At 64.2% G+C, this 15,417-nt stretch carries 14 protein-coding genes; 8 read left to right on the top strand and 6 right to left on the bottom strand.

The genetic code is table 11. The annotated features are described in order from the left end of the window. The first annotated feature begins 278 nt into the window (after positions 1-278). From K8W16_RS09555 to K8W16_RS09525, 7 genes are all read left to right on the top strand, one after another. On the top strand, positions 279-512 hold the full coding sequence (locus K8W16_RS09555; protein WP_304122972.1) for a FeoA family protein: 234 nt from the start codon (positions 279-281) through the stop codon (positions 510-512). After that, entirely contained in the window at positions 509-2,842 is a 2,334-nt protein-coding gene (gene feoB, locus K8W16_RS09550) for a ferrous iron transport protein B (protein ID WP_304122969.1), read from the top strand. Before K8W16_RS09555 ends, feoB begins: the two co-directional genes overlap by 4 nt. Before the next feature lie 382 nt (positions 2,843-3,224). After that, a complete protein-coding gene (locus K8W16_RS09545; protein ID WP_304122967.1) occupies positions 3,225-4,469 on the top strand; it encodes an MFS transporter in 1,245 nt (414 codons plus the stop codon). 109 nt (positions 4,470-4,578) lie between these two features. After that, positions 4,579-5,538 (top strand): AEC family transporter, encoded by a 960-nt coding sequence (locus tag K8W16_RS09540; protein ID WP_304122965.1) that lies wholly within the window; start codon positions 4,579-4,581, stop codon positions 5,536-5,538. A 218-nt stretch (positions 5,539-5,756) separates the two neighbouring features. Next, positions 5,757-5,966, top strand: a complete 210-nt coding sequence (locus tag K8W16_RS09535) for a serine acetyltransferase (RefSeq protein WP_304122962.1) — start codon at positions 5,757-5,759, stop codon at positions 5,964-5,966. Positions 5,967-5,999: 33 nt separating this feature from the next. Beyond that, on the top strand, positions 6,000-7,301 hold the full coding sequence (locus K8W16_RS09530; RefSeq protein WP_304122959.1) for a radical SAM protein: 1,302 nt from the start codon (positions 6,000-6,002) through the stop codon (positions 7,299-7,301). 146 nt (positions 7,302-7,447) lie between these two features. Then, positions 7,448-10,744, top strand: a complete 3,297-nt coding sequence (locus K8W16_RS09525; protein WP_304122956.1) for an autotransporter domain-containing protein — start codon at positions 7,448-7,450, stop codon at positions 10,742-10,744. 205 nt (positions 10,745-10,949) lie between these two features. Here K8W16_RS09525 and K8W16_RS09520 read toward each other — a convergent pair whose 3' ends face one another. Then, a complete protein-coding gene (locus tag K8W16_RS09520) occupies positions 10,950-11,300 on the bottom strand; it encodes a hypothetical protein (RefSeq protein ID WP_304122953.1) in 351 nt (116 codons plus the stop codon). A 219-nt stretch (positions 11,301-11,519) separates the two neighbouring features. Here K8W16_RS09520 and K8W16_RS09515 point away from each other — a divergent pair, with 219 nt between their 5' ends. Beyond that, positions 11,520-11,936 (top strand): hypothetical protein, encoded by a 417-nt coding sequence (locus K8W16_RS09515; protein ID WP_304122951.1) that lies wholly within the window; start codon positions 11,520-11,522, stop codon positions 11,934-11,936. Here K8W16_RS09515 and fic read toward each other — a convergent pair. The 5 genes from fic to K8W16_RS09490 all read right to left on the bottom strand — a co-directional run bounded on the left by fic (position 11,912) and on the right by K8W16_RS09490 (position 15,401). Continuing rightward, positions 11,912-12,457, bottom strand: a complete 546-nt coding sequence (gene fic, locus K8W16_RS09510) for a protein adenylyltransferase Fic (RefSeq protein WP_369694468.1) — start codon at positions 12,455-12,457, stop codon at positions 11,912-11,914. The genes K8W16_RS09515 and fic overlap by 25 nt on opposite strands. A 189-nt stretch (positions 12,458-12,646) precedes the next feature. Next, the gene (locus tag K8W16_RS09505) at positions 12,647-13,471 is read right to left on the bottom strand and encodes a class I SAM-dependent methyltransferase (RefSeq protein WP_304122949.1); all 825 of its coding nucleotides are present in this window, start codon (positions 13,469-13,471) and stop codon (positions 12,647-12,649) included. 129 nt (positions 13,472-13,600) lie between these two features. Then, complete coding sequence (locus K8W16_RS09500; protein WP_304122946.1) at positions 13,601-13,903, bottom strand: hypothetical protein; 303 nt, start codon at positions 13,901-13,903, stop codon at positions 13,601-13,603. Positions 13,904-14,204: 301 nt separating this feature from the next. Then, entirely contained in the window at positions 14,205-14,738 is a 534-nt protein-coding gene (locus K8W16_RS09495; protein WP_304122944.1) for a nucleoside deaminase, read from the bottom strand. Between the two features lie 3 nt (positions 14,739-14,741). After that, positions 14,742-15,401 carry a TIGR00730 family Rossman fold protein gene (locus K8W16_RS09490; protein WP_294559024.1) on the bottom strand — a complete coding sequence of 220 codons (660 nt, stop codon included), beginning with the start codon at positions 15,399-15,401 and terminating at the stop codon, positions 14,742-14,744. Between the last annotated feature and the right edge of the window lie 16 nt (positions 15,402-15,417).

The raw sequence follows: 15,417 nt of genomic DNA, 5'->3' as shown, positions 1-15,417 counted from the left end.
GACGACAAAGATGCCGTTTTAGAGTTGACATAGATTTTCAATTTCACTATCTGTAAGCCATGAGTTACGCAAAACGGCACGCTCCGAAGCGGGCAAAGAATTTTTCCGGCTCAATGTTCGCGTCGTCTTGCGCTTCGTCCGCCATGTTGCGGCCGCCTCCCGGCTTCGGAAACGCCGCTGTCTGCCGTCCTTTGCCGTAGGCAGCGGCACATGCGGGAACTCGGAATATCCCGCCCCTGTTTTGAAAAAGAATGTCATTATTATCTGAGGAGGAATCCATGTCACAAATGAATCTCCGCCGGCTTGTCCCGGGGCAGAAGGCGAGCATCGTCAGAATCAACGCTTACGGCGAGCTGGGCCGCCGCATCCGCGATATGGGGCTTGTGCCGGGCATGAGCGTGCAGGTTGTGGGCAGGGCCCCGCTGCGCGACCCCGTAGCCCTGCGCATTGAAGGCTCCACCATTGCCCTGCGCAACAGCGAAGCCGACTTTGTCGACGTGGAGGTACGATGAGCTGCCCCCATTGTGAAAAGAACGGCGCTTCGGGCGCTTCCTCCTTCAGCGAAGAAGAAAGGAAAAACGGCGTGCGCATCGCCCTTGCGGGCAATCCCAACTGCGGCAAGACCACGGCCTTCAACGCCTACACGGGCGCGCATCAGCATGTGGGCAACTACCCCGGTGTGACGGTGGAGAAAAAGGAAGGCTGGACGCGCTGCGGGGAGCAGAAGGTGCTGCTGGTGGACCTGCCCGGCGCCTATTCCCTCACGGCCTACTCCATGGAAGAGCGCGTGGTGCGCGAGGTGCTCGCCCCGGAAAACCCTGCGGAAACGCCCCGCGCCGTCATCGACGTCATAGATTCCGCCACCCTGGAACGCGGGCTCTTCCTCGCCGTACAGATACGCGAGCTCGGCAGGCCCGTGGTGCTCGCCTGCAACATGATGGATGAGGCGCGCAAGGCGGGCATGAGCATCGACCTGGAAAAGCTCTCCGCCCGCTTCGGCGTACGCGCCGTACCCACCGTAGCCCGCTCCGGCGAAGGCCTGGACAAGGCCTTGGAACTCGCCCTCGAAGAGGCCGCAAAGCCCTGTGAACCACTCTTCCTCAGCTACGGGCCGGATATTGACCCTGCTTTATTGAAAATGACTTCCATTATTAAAGACAGGCATATCCTCACCTCCCGCTATCCTGCGCGCTGGACCGCCCTGAAAATCCTTGAAAACGACGAAGTACTCCGCGCCCAGGTGAAGGCTGCGGACGCTGCGGCCGCCCTTGAGCTCGACGCCTTGCGCGACACTCTGGCCGAACACCTTGCCGCCACGCTGGAGACCACGCCCGAGGCCGTTGTTTCCGACTTCCGCTACGGCTTCATCCACAGCGCGCTCAAGGACGGGGTGATCCGCAAGGACGACACGAAAGACCGCCTGGCCTTCACCGACAAGCTCGACAAGGTGCTCACCAACACCGTTTTGGGCCCGCTCATCATGCTGGGCGTGGTGTATTTCATGTTCTGGACCACCTTCATCGTGGGCGCGTACCCGCAGGGCTGGGTGGAAGACTTCTTCGGCATGCTCGGCGAATTCATGAGCGGCATCCTGCCCGAGGGCCTTGTGCAGTCGCTCATTGTGGACGGCATCATCGGCGGTGTGGGCGGCGTGCTCAGCTTCGTGCCGCTCATCCTCATCATGTTCCTCATCGTGTCCTTCCTGGAAGACAGCGGCTACATGGCGCGCATGGCCTACATGCTCGACCGTGTGATGCGGGCCTTCGGCCTGCACGGCTCGTCAGTCATGCCCTTCATCATCGCAGGCGGCATTGCGGGCGGCTGCGCCATTCCCGGCGTCATGGCCACGCGCACCATGCGCAGCGAGAAGGAAAGAATGGCCACCATGATGACGCTGCCGCTCATGACATGCGGCGCGAAGATACCGGTATTTCTCATGCTCACCGCGGCCTTCTTCCCGGAGAACCAGGCGGGCATCATGTTCGCCGTCACCCTGTGCGGCTGGGCCGTGGCGCTTCTCGTCTCCCTTCTGCTCAGGAAAACCGTGTTCCGCGGCGCTTCCACGCCCTTTGTCATGGAGCTGCCGCCCTACCGCCTGCCCACGCTCCGGAGCATAATCACCCACACCTGGGAACGCGGCTGGATGTATATCAAAAAAGCGGGCACCGTGATCCTGGCCATTTCCGTGATACTCTGGGCCGCGCTCACCTTCCCGGCCCTCGACGCGGAAAAAGCCGCCCCCTTCGAGGCGAAGATAGCCGCCTTCAACGAAGAGATCCATCCCCTGGAAGCGCAGCTTGCCGAAGTGCAGAAAGCGCTGGAAAGCGCGGACGACGCCTCCCGCCCCGCCCTGGAGCAGACCGCGGCCGGGATCTCCGCAAAAAAGGATGCTCTGGAGGAAGAAAAGGCCGAGGCCGAGAACGCCCTTGCCTCCGAACAGGTGAAGAACACCTTCGGCGGACGCATCGGCCGGTTCATAGAGCCCGTGTTCCGCCCCCTCGGCTTCGACTGGCGCACCGACGTGGCCCTCATCTCCGGCGTGGCAGCCAAGGAAGCCATACTTTCCACCATGGGCACGGCCTACTCCATCGGCGAAACCGACCCGGACGAACCCGATTCCCTCTCCGCAAGGCTGGCCGCCGACCCGGACTGGTCCAGAACCACGGCCCTTGCCCTCATGCTCTTCGTGCTCATCTACTCCCCCTGCTTCGTCACCCTCGTGGTGCTCAAGAACGAAGCCGGCGGCTGGAGGTGGCTCTTCTTCAGCATGGCCTTCAACACCGCCGTGGCCTATGCGGTGGCCTGGGCGGGAACCCTTGCGGGCAACATGATCTGGGGCTGATCCGACCTTTTCCCCTGCCCTGAAAAGGCGGGCATCCTCCCGGGGGCCTGAAAAGGCCCCTTTTTTTGCGCCCCACGAGCCTCCCTACACCCCATTGCGCCGGAAAAGCGCCCTCAGAGAAAAAGATGGGGGGCCTTCCCTCACCCCTACATTCCCCCCACGGCATCCCCGCATCAGCCGCACAACTCCGACGGCGAAAAGGGCTTCCCTGCGGCCGCCTCCCTCAGAAAATCCCTCCCCGCTCCCCGCAGCCCCTGCGGCACAGGGCCCTGTGCGAAGAAGTCGGCATTTTTGCCCCATCCCTTCCCCTTTCAGGGAAAATTGGCTAGACTTCTCTTCACCCAATACCTCCTGTGTTTCCCAACATGCCCCCGAGGTTGCCATGCGCCGCATCTATCAGCTTTTCCCCGCCCTCGCGCACCGGGCCTTCTTCTACTTCATCATAGGCCAGACCATATCCATGCTGGGCCAGTGGATGCAGCGCCTCGCCATGAGCTGGCTGGTCTTCCGCCTCACGGGCTCCGCCTTCCTGCTCGGCATCGTGGAATTCGTGAGCCTTGCGCCCATCCTCGTGCTCGGGCTCATGGCCGGGGCCTGGCTGGAGCGGCACGACCTCAGAAAAGCGCTCATCGTCACGCAGGTGCTCTGCATGCTGGAGGCCGCGCTGCTCACCTTCGCCGCCTTCACGGGCATGGCCACCTATCCGCTGCTTGTGGCCCTCAGCCTGGCGCTCGGCGTCATCACCTCCTTCGACATGACGGCGCGGCAGTCCTCCGTGTCGCTCATGGTCACGGACACGGCGGCCGTGAAAAGCGCCGTGGCCCTCAATTCCATGGCCTTCAACATCAGCAAGCTCGTGGGCCCCTCCATCGCCGGGCTTGCCATTTACGCCTGGGGCGAGGGGATATGCTTTTTCATCTCCGCCCTCACCTACCTGCCCATCATCTACATGCTGCTCTTCCAGGTGCGCCTGCGTGAACGCGAACAAAAGCCCGCCGGGCAGGGCATACTCAGGGACATGGTGGAAGGCATACGCCACGTCCAGGAGGAATTCTTCCTGCGCCACATTTTCCAGCTCCTCGCCGCCGCCTGCTTCTTCGGCCTGTGCTACAGCGTGCTTTTCCCCATGTTCTCCACCGATATCCTGGGCGGGGGCTCCCAGACCCTCGGCTGGCTCTTCGGCGCAGTGGGCGCGGGCGCGTTCCTCGGCGGGGTAGTGGTCTCCGTATTCATCGTGCTTCGGCGCATCCCCGCCCTCATCGCGCGCACCTCGGCCCTTACCGCCGCCTCCCTCATGGTATTCAGCTTCTCGGAAAACCTGTGGCTTTCCCTGGCCGCCGCCTTCTTCCTGGGCTTTGCCATAACCACCACCAACATCAGCGTGAATACCCTCTGCCAGACCACCGCCACGGACGATTGCCGAAGCCGCGTGATGAGCCTCTACGTCATGTGCGTCTCCGGCCTCGGCCCCGTGGGCGGGCTGCTCTTCGGCGCCCTCGCCGACCTCATCGGCGCGCCGCACACCATGCTCTTCTGCGCCCTGGCTATCTGCGTGTTCATCGCGCTCTTCCTGCGCGAGATAAAGCCCATACACCACAGCCTCGTGCAGGCCCTCATGCGCCGCTGAACTTTTCCTCGCCTGCCCCCGGTCTTGAAAAAGCCCGCATCCGGCAGTAGTCTTCCGTTCTCCCGGGCCGCTCCGCCCGTCCAACCGCAACACAAAGGCTCCCTTTTCCATGTCCGGCATCCTCTCCGCCCTCGTTACCGTGTTCGGCATCATCTTCCTCGGCCTCGTCGCCGAGCGCCGCCGCATCTTCGCGCCCTCCATGGCCCTGTGCCTCAATCAGTTCGTGTACTGGGTGAGCCTGCCCGCCCTTATCTTCATGCAGATGTGCACCATCCCCATGGACGGGGCGCAGCCCTTCATCTGGGGTACCCTCGCCGCTTCCCTCCTCTTCTACCTCGCCGCCTACCTCTTCTTTTCCCGCTTCTGGAAAAGGCACGACCCCATCGTCACCATCCGCACCCTGGCCGCCGCCTTCCCCAACGCGGCCTTTTTCGGGCTGCCCTTCATATTCATGGTCTTTCCCGGCAACGAAGAGGCCGTGAGCGCGGGCATGCTCGGCGCGCTGCTCTACACCGGCGTTTTCCTCACTGCCGACGCCACCCTCGACATGCTTTCCCCCGGCAGGGAGAAAAAAGGCCTCGGCCTGCGCCTTTTCAAGGAACTCACCCACAACCCCATGCTCGTTTCCGCCCTTATCGGCGCCTCCCTCGGCTTCTTCGGCGTGCCCGTGCCCACGGCCTTCGTGAAGATAGCGGAAATGCTCGGCTCCACGGCCGCGCCCTGCGCCCTGTTCGGCATGGGCATGGTGCTCTCGGCCCAGCTTTCCGGTACTGCCGGCGCAGGGGAAGGCTTCAGCCGGAAAAACATCGCCGTCGTCGCCGTGCTCAAGCTCCTTCTCCAGCCCCTCGTCACCTTCCTCGCTCTTCTTGCCGCAGGCTGCTCCGGCACGGCCCTGATCACGGGCACCGTCACCGCGGCCATGCCCACCGCCACCATGGTCTATATCCTCGGGGAACGCTACCGCGCACGGCCCATGGAAGCTTCCATGACCGTCATAGCCACCACGCTCCTTTCCCTGCTCACCCTGCCCCTCGTCATGTTCGCGCTCAGCCTCGCCGGGCTGGTGTGACCCGCCGGAAGAGGCGACGGATGCCCCGGCCCCCATCGAAGCTCCTTTACTGTTTCAGAAAAAGCGTGCCTGCGGGAGGCCCGAGCCAGCCTTCGCCCGGTAGGGCGGAGGGAGCTTGCTAAAGGCGGAAGGGAGCGCTATCATGCACTCCGCCTGATTTTCATGCGTCACGCGCTATCCGGCACATGTTCTGCCGCTGCCCGCGAAAAGGAGGTTTCATGCCGGATCGTTACCTTCCCCCCATTCTACCCTGCTCCACCTGCGGAAGCCATGAGCAGAAGCTGGAGTCGTGCCTGCCCGCAGGCCGCCGCCACGCGCTGTGGCGCGTCGTCTGCCCGTGCGGCTGCGCGCTGACGCAGTGGGCGGTCTCCGAAGGGGCGGCCATACGCCTCTGGAACCGCTTCCTCGGAGAAAATCCCGAACAGTAAACCTTCACGGGGCGCATTGCCCAAAGCACCGCCATGGCCACTTCCCACCCCCGCCCGCACATGCTCCTGGCCGACAAAGACGGCCGCATCTTCGACGACCCCGACCTGCTCATGCTCTGCCGCAAGGGCAATGAATGGACGCTGCCGCGCCCCGATGAGCTCATGCCCCTGCCGCCCGAGAGCGAGCTTTTCCTTCTGCCGGGCCGCCATGCCGTGGGCCTGGATCCGGAAACCGGGGAGACGCTGGAAGTGGAGGAACTCGCCGTGGCGGCCTTCATCGCGCCCGCGCACACCCTCACCGGCCACCCCGTGTATGTGACGGGCGAAGGCGCGCCCACGCTGCCGCTTTTCGCCTATGCCGCCGTGGGCATGATAGGCGAGCGCTTCTACGTCTGCGCCAAAAAGGTAGATGAGGACCCGCGCCAGATATTCACCGGCATCCCGCAGAAGAAGATCAACAAGGCCGCGCGCGAGCTCATGGCGAAATATCCGGACAACCGCTTCATTCAGCACCTCATGCAGAACTGCGTGCTGAAGTACGGCTGCCCTGCGGCCAAGAACCTGGCCATAGGCCGCTATGAAGCGCCCATCCCCACTTCCCGCGTGTGCAACGCCCGCTGCGTGGGCTGCATCTCCCACAAGAACGAGGATTCCACCCTCTGCGCCACCCCGCAGGAGCGGCTCACCTTCACCCCGAAGGCGGACGAAATTCTGGAAATGATGTTCCACCACATGAAGAACGAGCCGCACCCCATCTTCTCCTTCGGGCAGGGCTGCGAAGGAGAGCCCCTTACCGAGGCCCCGCTGCTCCTTGAGGTGGTGAAAAGGTTCCGCGCCGAGGGCGGGCACGGCACCATCAACCTGAATTCCAACGCCTCCATGCCCGACGAGGTAGCCAAGCTCGCCGAGGCAGGGCTTACCTCCCTGCGCGTGAGCATGAACAGCGCGCGCGAAGAGGTGTATACCCGCTACTACCGGCCGCGCAGCTTCTCCTTTGCCGACGTGCGCCGCTCCATTAAAGAAGCGAGCGGGCGCGGGGTTTTCGTCTCCCTGAACCTGCTCTATTTCCCCGGCATCACCGACTGCGAGGAGGAAATCGAGGCCCTTGTGGAGCTCATCAACAGCTGCAAGGTGAGCTTCATCCAGCTGCGCAACCTCAACATCGACCCTGAGCTCTACATGAAGCTCATGGAAGGCATCGGCTTCGGGCCTTCCGTAGGACTTGTGAACTTTCGAAAGCGCCTCAAAAAATACTGCCCCGGCCTGAACTTCGGCTACTTCAACCCCTATCGCGGCGACGGCGAGCCCGAAGAGGCGGACGGCAAGGCGGAATAACGGCATCACGCCCCGGGAGCGCCTCCTGCCTGCTCCCGGGGCTTTTCCGATGCGCCCCTCCGCCGCAAAGGCCGCTCCGGCCCCCTGCCTTCGTTCCCGCGCCCCGTGCCCGCGTTTCCGGCCCCGTGCCTCTTCCAAGGACACCCATGACTGCCTTTTCCTCCCTCTCGCGCTTTTTCCGCCGGGCGGCGCGCCTTGCGCTTGCCGCCTGCATGCTCTCGCCCCTTCTCCCTTCCGCCGCTCCCGCCCTTGAATCGCGCCAGGTGTACGGGCCCGACGGCTCGCCCCTTTTTGAGCTGAACTTCTTCGACCAGGGAGACGTGATCTATGAGAATGAAGACGCGGCGTGGCTTTCCTCCTGGACGCTCTCCGGGCAGCAGAAAAACGCCGTGACTTCCGCCGCCGCGCTCTGGGCCGAGGTTCTGGGGCCGGGCAGCACGAACAGCACGCCGCTGCCCCTCTTCATCGGCACCTACGATGTGGAAAACGCCGAGGCGGGAAGCGCGCCGAATGCCTCGTCTCTTCCCGTCCTCGAAACAGCCTTGCAGAGCGGCATCATACACGGCACGGCCATGGAAGAGCCGGCGTACTTTTTTGTGGGAACGATAGACTTCGGCATACCGGAGCACCTTTCTCCCCTGCCCTCGACCGGAGAGCAGGCCGATATCGTCGCCGTACTCTACCACGAAACCGCCCATGCCCTGGGCGTTCTCTCCTTTATGCAGAACGGAAAAGAAGAATCGCTCAGCGTATGGAATGCGCACCTCAAAGACGCATACGGCACCCGGCTCACCCCGGGCATGAACGTGGTGCACGAAGGCGAAGGCGGCGTGCCGGGCAGGGATTTCATCGTGGGTGATGCGACGAGAAGCGGCGTGACCTTCCACGGCAGGAACGTGGCCGAAGTGATGGGCAACGACGAGGGCCTGCCCATAGAAGGCTATGAGAACGACTATCTCGACCTTTCCCACATCGAGCTTGAGCGCAGCCTCATGAGCCACCAGAACTACCGCAACTACACCGCCTTCATGGAAGCGGAACTGGCCGCGCTTCAGGACATAGGCTACAGCATCGACCGCAGGAACTTCTACGGCTTCTCCATCTACGGCGACGGTGAAACTATCGTGAACGGCAACGGCTACTTCGCCAGGAACGAAGCAGGAGACGCCTTCCTTGAGGGCGTGCCGAACACGGCAACCCTCGGCACGGGCCTGCACCTTTACGGCAAGCAGAACACCGTGACCCAGGCCGCCGACCTTCTCGCCTGCGGCACGGCAGGCACGGGCATCCGCGTGGACGGCAGCGGCAACACGCTCGCCATAGCGCCCGGCGTGCGCATTGCGGCAAACGGCGCATGGGGCACGGGCCTTCTTGTGGCCTACGGCAAAGATCAGGCCGTCATAAGCCGCGGCGACGTGACCGCCCTCGGAGAGGGAGGCATTGCCGCGCGCTTCGACTTCGGCAGCAACCTGCTCGGCAATGCCACGGAGTACCGCGGTTCGTGGATATGGAACAACCCGTATGAAGAATGGGGCTGGCACCTTATTTCCGACCCTTCGCATCCCTACTATAATACGGACCCGTACGGCATGGAGCTGAACCTCGACGGGCCGCTTGTCTCCTCCTTCGACGTGAGCGGCCTTCTCGCCGGAAGCGCGGCCTCCCTCTTCGTGTCCGAAAACGCCTTCGTCGGGGAGATCAACATCCTTTCCGGCGCGCAGGTCATCGGGGACATTGTTTCCGAATGGGACCCGGAAAACCCCGACCTCCAGTACCCGGGAAGCGCGGACGGGCTGCACACCGCCCTCACCTTCGGCCGGGCCGCGCAGGCGGACGGCACGGCGGGGGAGGCGGATCCCTCCTTCGACATGACGCTTTACGGCGGCATCGACGGCGCAAAGAGCATCAATATGAGCCTTGAGGCAGGCCGCCTTGCCGTGACGGACGCCGTGAACGTGTATTCGCTGCGCAACGCGGGCCTCCTCGCCCTGTACGGCACGGATGAGGAAGGCTTCGGCGCGAGTGTGGCGGAAGCCTTTGTGAACGAAGAAGGCGCGGTGCTGGAAACCGGCTTTCTCCCCACGGGCGAGGTGAACGGCATCAAGGCGTACTCCGCCGTGCTCGGCGGGACCTGGGCGCTGCGGCCCATGCCCGGCTTCTATGCGCAGAACGCCCTCATCACGCCGCAGGCCCCGGTGGACGCGGAATATGCGGGCGGCGGCTTTACCGGCGTGACTCTCGGCCCCAACCTTTCCCCCACGCTGGAATTTGCCCTTTCCGACTCCTCCGGCACGGTTGAAGTGCGCGCCTTCCGCGAAAAGGACGCCTACAGCCGCTATGCGGGCAACGCGGGGGCCTTCTCCCTCGGCAGCGCGCTCTACGGCATTTCCGGCGTGGCCGGGGGGGACATGCAGGCGCTCCTTGCCGCGCTCGACTGGTCGGAAAAAAGCGGCGCAGGCGTGGCGCGCGGCCTGAACCTGCTCGGCCCGGAAGCCTGGGACGCCTCGGCCCGCGCCTCCCTGAACGCCATGAGCGCGCTGAACCTGCTCCTTCTCCAGCACATGAACCGGGACGCGCCGCAAGCGGGCGAGTGGCGGATGTGGGCCGCGCCCTTCGGCTCCGCCTCCCGGCAGGGCGCGCACGGCGGCTCCTCAGGCTGGAAGAGCACGGAAGCGGGCCTTCTCGCCGCCCTGGAACGCAGCTTCGACTCCGGCCTCACCGCAGGCGTGCACCTGGCCTCAGGCATGAGGGAAACGCGCCTTTACGGCGACGCCGCGAAGGCCGACAGCCGCTTTTTCCTCCTCGGCGCGCACTCCCGCCTCGCGCCCGGAGGCCGGGGCGGCTACCTCGCCGCGCAGGCCCGCCTCGGCCTGGAAAACGCCGACATGGATCGCCGCGTGGCCGTGAACGGCTACGCCCGCAGCCATGAAAGCGACGGGAACGCCCTCCTCGGCTCCTTCATGCTCGGCGCTGGCTGGGACGCCTCGTGGGGCACGGAGCGCGGGACCTTCAGGGCCGGGCCCCTCGCCTGGCTGGAATACGGCTTCCTGCGCCGCGAGGGCTTCACCGAACACGGCGGCGCAAGCGCCCTGCATGTGGACGGCGAAAGCTACGCGTCCCTGCCCCTTTCCCTGGGCGCGCACACGGCGTGGCAGGGAGAGCTTGAAAACGGCGCGGGCCTCGGGCTGGATATCACGGCCGCATGGCGGCATGAGCTGGCGGATACCGCCTTCCATACCCATGCGCACTTTGCCGGGTACGATGCCTTCGGCTTTTCCTCCGCCACCGCCCTGCCCGGCCGCGACGCCCTGCTCCTTCAGGGAAGCCTCACCCTCACAAGCCCGGACCGGGCCTTCTTCATGCAGCTTTCCGCAGGCGGCGAAGCCTTCCGCCGGGAAAGCTCCGCCGTGAACGCCTCCCTTTCCCTGGGCTGGAAGTTCTGAAGGGCGGCGGCCCCCCCCGGCTCGCGGCACGGAGGAAAAACCGTCCCTGCGGGCCGGGAAAAGGGGATGCCCGGGCACCCCCCCCACGGATAACGCGCCCGGCCGCAGGAAAGTGCGCGCGGCTTGCAGGCCCGGACAAGGCTGCGGCCGCCTCCTTCCGCCGCGCCGGGAAGGTTTCCCTGCGCCATGAAAAAGAGGGGAATCTTCAACACGGCGAGGCTGCCTGCATCTCAGGTTTCCTTTTCCGCACATAAGCCCAAAAGATAAGCCCCCAGAAATAAATCGGACGCCAGTTCACCTTTCCCGCCTCGCCGCTGACGGCCTCGCCCTTTTCCCTGCGCAGGTAAAGAGGGTACAGGGCAAGAAAATCGTCATCTTTCAGGTAGCCGATGATCTTGCCGCTCCGGATGGTAATGCGGATGCGGCCACGGATATTTTCCGCTTTAAAAGGCACGCCCGACTGACCATCCTTCAGCCTTGTCCTGTACCACCCGGGATTCAGCTCGACAAACTTCTTTATCTCGTTCCAGATTTCCCTGAGTTCCTGCGTTTCCACCTCACGCCTCCTTAAAAAACATGGTTGATGCACGGGCGGCCCGGCCAGGCCGCCCGCATGCCCGGCCCAAGGCAAGGCGGGACTTTCCTCATTTCACTCTTCCACGGCTGCTTCACGGACAAGGCTGCGCCTGCCCGCTTCACCATGGCCTGCATGAGGTCGCAGCGGCGCGGAAGCTCTTCCGGCCTCGCGGGCACAGTATGGCACACAGGCGGCACCATGGCAAGGAAAATTCATGTAACATATTGTTTTTATTATTTTTTATGTTGTTTTATAACAACGGGCACGCTTTTTTGCAACAGATGTTTTTTATCGACAACAACACAAAAAAAACGCGGGGATGTTTTTCCCCGCAGCGCTTTCATCCGCATCGCGTATTCCCGGCCGTCGGCGCCGCCTGCCTTGAACATGCCTGTGCTTAAAACCTGCGTCCTGCCTTATTTTCACAGGGCACGCTCCATGGACATGGCGCTCATGAAAAAAGCCATGCTCCGCAAAAGCGCGGGCATGGCTTTGGGGAAAGGGGGCGGCAGGCAGTTCCCGCCGCAGGGGCTGCATCATACCGGATCAGGCTCCAGGCATGCAGCCCTTCGGCAGGGCACAGCGGAGGATCATCTTCCGCCGTATCCTTCATAAAAATAGGACTGCTCGATGCCTTTCAAGATGACTTCACGGTCGCCCGTCCTGTCGGTCAGGTTCGGCTGAAGGAGGGCGCGGAGTTCCAGGTCGTTGACGGGGCTGCGTTCCATGGCCTGAAGGTAGAGCGTCTTGTCCACGTTCTGCCAGTTGACCACCTGCCGGAGATGCTTTTTCAGCATCATGTCGAGCCAGATACGCGCGGCGCGGCCGTTGCCTTCCAGGAAGGGATGGGCGACGTTCATTTCCACATATTTGGCGATGATCTCCTCAAAGGAGCCCTCCGGCATCTTTTCTATGGCCTCAAGCGCCGCCTTGAGGTACAGGCTGTTTGCAAAGCGGAAATTCCCCTTGGAGATGTTCACTTCCCGGATCTGCCCGGCAAAGTCGTAAAGGCCGCCGAAAAGATACTCGTGTATCTGCTGAAGGCCGCGGGTCGTGCCCACTTCCATGCGGTCTATGTCGCCGGATTCAAAGAGACGCCGGGCATGGTTCAGGCTGAACTCGCCAATGCTCGCCATGGTTCTCCTTCTTCTTTGCGATGCTGACGCCTCTCTCAGCTTCGCCCTCGCCGTGGGAACATAGAAGCACGACCATCACGGCAGGATCGCCCCTCACAGGCAGAGGCGCGCTGCCTCGGCGCAGAAAAAACGCTCCGCCCATGACGGGGACACGCCGTTTCCGGCAGAAGGCAAGGCCCCGGCGCGCCCTCAGCGCATCTTTTCCCCGCGCCTTTTGGCTCTCCCTTCCGCCGTGCACGGGCACACGCGCCCCATGGCCCCTTCCCGCGCCCTCTGGGGCGGGGCGCACAGCGAGGCCGCCGCGCTCTTCAGCATGCCTATGGGCGTGAGGGGCACGGGGGCCCAGTCCACCCGCATGCCCAGGAGCGCGCCCACGGGCAGGGGCAGCGGCGTGAGGTTCAGGGGGGCCGCCGCACGGCGCAGCGCGGCCCTCATGCCCTGCGCGCCGTCCGGCCAGGTTCCTTCCCACAAAGGCAGGGCGGAAACCAGGCTCACGCTCAATCCCGGGCAGGCGCGGCGTACCATGCCGTAGAGCTCGCGCACGCTCACGGCCCGCGCCGCCTCCCCTTCGCCGAGGCCGGGCCCGGCCCAGCGCGACTGCACGCTCTTCGGCGCGCCCGCGAGGGAAAAGCTGTTCCACTCCATGATGATGATGCCCCGGGCCGCCACGCGAAGCGCCTCTTCAAGCACGGCACGCCCCGCCTCCCCGGCCCTCAGGCCGTGATGCACGAGCACCGCGTAGTCGAAGGAGCCGTTCTCGAAGGGCAGAAAATCGGGCGCGCCGCACACATACTCCACGCGCGGCCCGGTCTGCTCCCGCGCGGCGGCAAGGCATGCCGGGGAACGGTCGACGGCCGTCACGTCAAAGCCCGCTTCCCAGAAGAATTCCGGGGAAAAACCGGCGTTCAGCCCCACCTGGAGCAGCGTGGCCCCCCGGCGATGCCAGCCGGAAATCAGCTGGTGCAGCACTTTCTGCCGGGCCACGGAAAGAAACTGGCGGCGAAATTCGGCCATGCCTTCCTCCTGAAGGATACAAAACATGAGGGCAAGCCTGTCCCCCGCGCCGCGGGGCGCGCGCCCCGGACGCGCTTCCCCGGAACCCGGCCGCAAGGGGCGCTTCCGCCGCGCGGCCGGAAGAGGGGATTATCCTTCCTGCCCGGATTCTTCCTCGGAAATCCAGCCGCTCAGAGCCTCCACGATGCGGCGGGCCTGATCGTTACTGGAAATGGTGAATTTGGACTGCTGGCGGTATTCCCCGCCCGACTTCTTGTAGCGGCGTATCACATAGCGGTCAGGGCCGTAAGTGTCGTTCTCCTGCCATTCCCGGTAGCGGAAAAGCACCGTGGCCCAGGCTCCCTTGGAAAGCACCACCTTGCCCATTTCCTTGATTTTCAAAATGCCGTCTTCTTCGTAGTCCACCGTCAGTTCGTCTACCGTATTGTTCATCTCTTCTCCTCCTTTCTCCGGGGCGACCATGCTTCCGGCATGGGCCCGTGCAGGGAGCCCCCCCGCCAAAAACGGGGCGGCATGAAGGCCGGGCCCCTTCTCTCAGGCAAAGCCCTTTGCCGTCCGGCTCCGGCCCGCGCCATTTGAGGACAGATCCCGCCGGAAGGCAAGCAAAAAACCGCCTCTTCCCGGCACAGAACCTATCCGCGCCCCGGAAATCTCCGCGCCCTGCGCCCCCAGGAGGCCCGCGCCGGGCGATGCCCGGGCCCCTTCCGCCTTTTGCAGGGCAGAAGCTTTGCCGCTAGCGCCTTTTGCGGAAAAACTCCGTAAGCAGCCGCGCGCACTTTTCCGCCTCCACGCCGCCGTAGCTCCACGGCGCGGAGCCCGTCTGCGCGTAGTCAAGCCCCTCCAGGCAGGAGCACACGGCCCCGGCGCGCGCGTCCGACGCGCCGAACACCACGCCGGACACTCTCGCCTCCCGAAGCGCCCCCGTGCACATGAGGCAGGGCTCCAGCGTCACCACAAGCACGCTCCCGGAAAGCCGGTGATTGCCCGCCGCAAGGGCCGCGCGGCGCAGGGCCAGCACCTCGGCGTGGGCCGTGGGGTCATGGGAGGATTCGGTCTCGTTGTGCGCCTCGGCGAGAATACAGCCCTGCCCGTCCACCACCAGCGCGCCCACAGGCACTTCCCCTGCGCGCTCAGCCTGCCGCGCAAGGCGCAGCGCCCGCCCCATGAGCGAGCGCCAAGAACGGCCCGAAGGCGCGGGCGGCTCCGGCCCCCAGGAGGGCAGCGGCCGCCAGCGCTCCTCTTCGGGGCAGCGGTTGAAAAGCTCCATGCCCTAGAGCACCACGCGCCGTCTTATGGTGGAGAGCACCTCTTCGGGCGTGTCGCACACGGTGACGAGGTCGAGTTCCTCTTCGCGCAGATACCCGTCCTTGATCATGCGGGTGCGTATCCACTCCAGAAGGCCGTCCCAGAATTCATGCCCGTAGAGGATGATGGGGAAGGGCTTGATGCGGTGCGTCTGCGCAAGCACGAAGGCTTCGGAAAGCTCGTCGATGGTGCCCATGCCGCCGGGCATGACCACATAGGCGATGGAATACTTCACGAACATGAGCTTGCGGATGAAGAAGTAGCGGTAATCGCTGCGCACGGAAAGGTATTCGTTGGGTTCCTGTTCCATGGGCAGGTGAATGTGCAGCCCCACGGAAGGCGCGCCCGCCTCGGTGGCGCCGCGGTTGCCCGCCTCCATGAGGCCCGGCCCGCCGCCGGTGATGATGCCGTAGCCCGCCTTGCCGAGGGTTTTCGCCACGCGCATGGTTTCCTCATAAATGGGTGCGCCCGCCTCGGGACGGGCGGAACCGAAGATGGACACACAGGGCGGAAGCCCGCTCAGATCCTCAAAGCCGTCCACGATCTCGGCCAAAATGCGGAAGAGCCGCCAGGATTCCTGGGCGGAAAGCGTATCAATGACGTATTGCTGGGAAGCGTTGTTCATGTTCTGCTCCTGTCAT

It is taken from the genome of Mailhella massiliensis, assembly GCF_020741395.1.
GTDB lineage: Bacteria > Desulfobacterota > Desulfovibrionia > Desulfovibrionales > Desulfovibrionaceae > Mailhella > Mailhella massiliensis_A.
Note: the sequence above shows the minus strand (reverse complement) of the source record. Positions and strands in the feature narration are given on the sequence as shown.

Bases quoted from the DNA above. Each gene is read 5' to 3' on its own strand.
- K8W16_RS09490 (WP_294559024.1), bottom strand. From the start codon at position 15,401: ATGAACAACGCTTCCCAGCAATACGTCATTGATACGCTTTCCGCCCAG.
- K8W16_RS09530 (WP_304122959.1), top strand. From the start codon at position 6,000: ATGGCCACTTCCCACCCCCGCCCGCACATGCTCCTGGCCGACAAAGAC.
- K8W16_RS09545 (WP_304122967.1), top strand. From the start codon at position 3,225: ATGCGCCGCATCTATCAGCTTTTCCCCGCCCTCGCGCACCGGGCCTTC.
- fic (WP_369694468.1), bottom strand. From the start codon at position 12,457: ATGGCGAGCATTGGCGAGTTCAGCCTGAACCATGCCCGGCGTCTCTTT.
- K8W16_RS09495 (WP_304122944.1), bottom strand. From the start codon at position 14,738: ATGGAGCTTTTCAACCGCTGCCCCGAAGAGGAGCGCTGGCGGCCGCTG.
- K8W16_RS09515 (WP_304122951.1), top strand. From the start codon at position 11,520: ATGGCAAGGAAAATTCATGTAACATATTGTTTTTATTATTTTTTATGT.
- K8W16_RS09540 (WP_304122965.1), top strand. From the start codon at position 4,579: ATGTCCGGCATCCTCTCCGCCCTCGTTACCGTGTTCGGCATCATCTTC.
- K8W16_RS09525 (WP_304122956.1), top strand. From the start codon at position 7,448: ATGACTGCCTTTTCCTCCCTCTCGCGCTTTTTCCGCCGGGCGGCGCGC.
- K8W16_RS09555 (WP_304122972.1), top strand. From the start codon at position 279: ATGTCACAAATGAATCTCCGCCGGCTTGTCCCGGGGCAGAAGGCGAGC.
- K8W16_RS09505 (WP_304122949.1), bottom strand. From the start codon at position 13,471: ATGGCCGAATTTCGCCGCCAGTTTCTTTCCGTGGCCCGGCAGAAAGTG.
- K8W16_RS09500 (WP_304122946.1), bottom strand. From the start codon at position 13,903: ATGAACAATACGGTAGACGAACTGACGGTGGACTACGAAGAAGACGGC.
- K8W16_RS09535 (WP_304122962.1), top strand. From the start codon at position 5,757: ATGCCGGATCGTTACCTTCCCCCCATTCTACCCTGCTCCACCTGCGGA.
- feoB (WP_304122969.1), top strand. From the start codon at position 509: ATGAGCTGCCCCCATTGTGAAAAGAACGGCGCTTCGGGCGCTTCCTCC.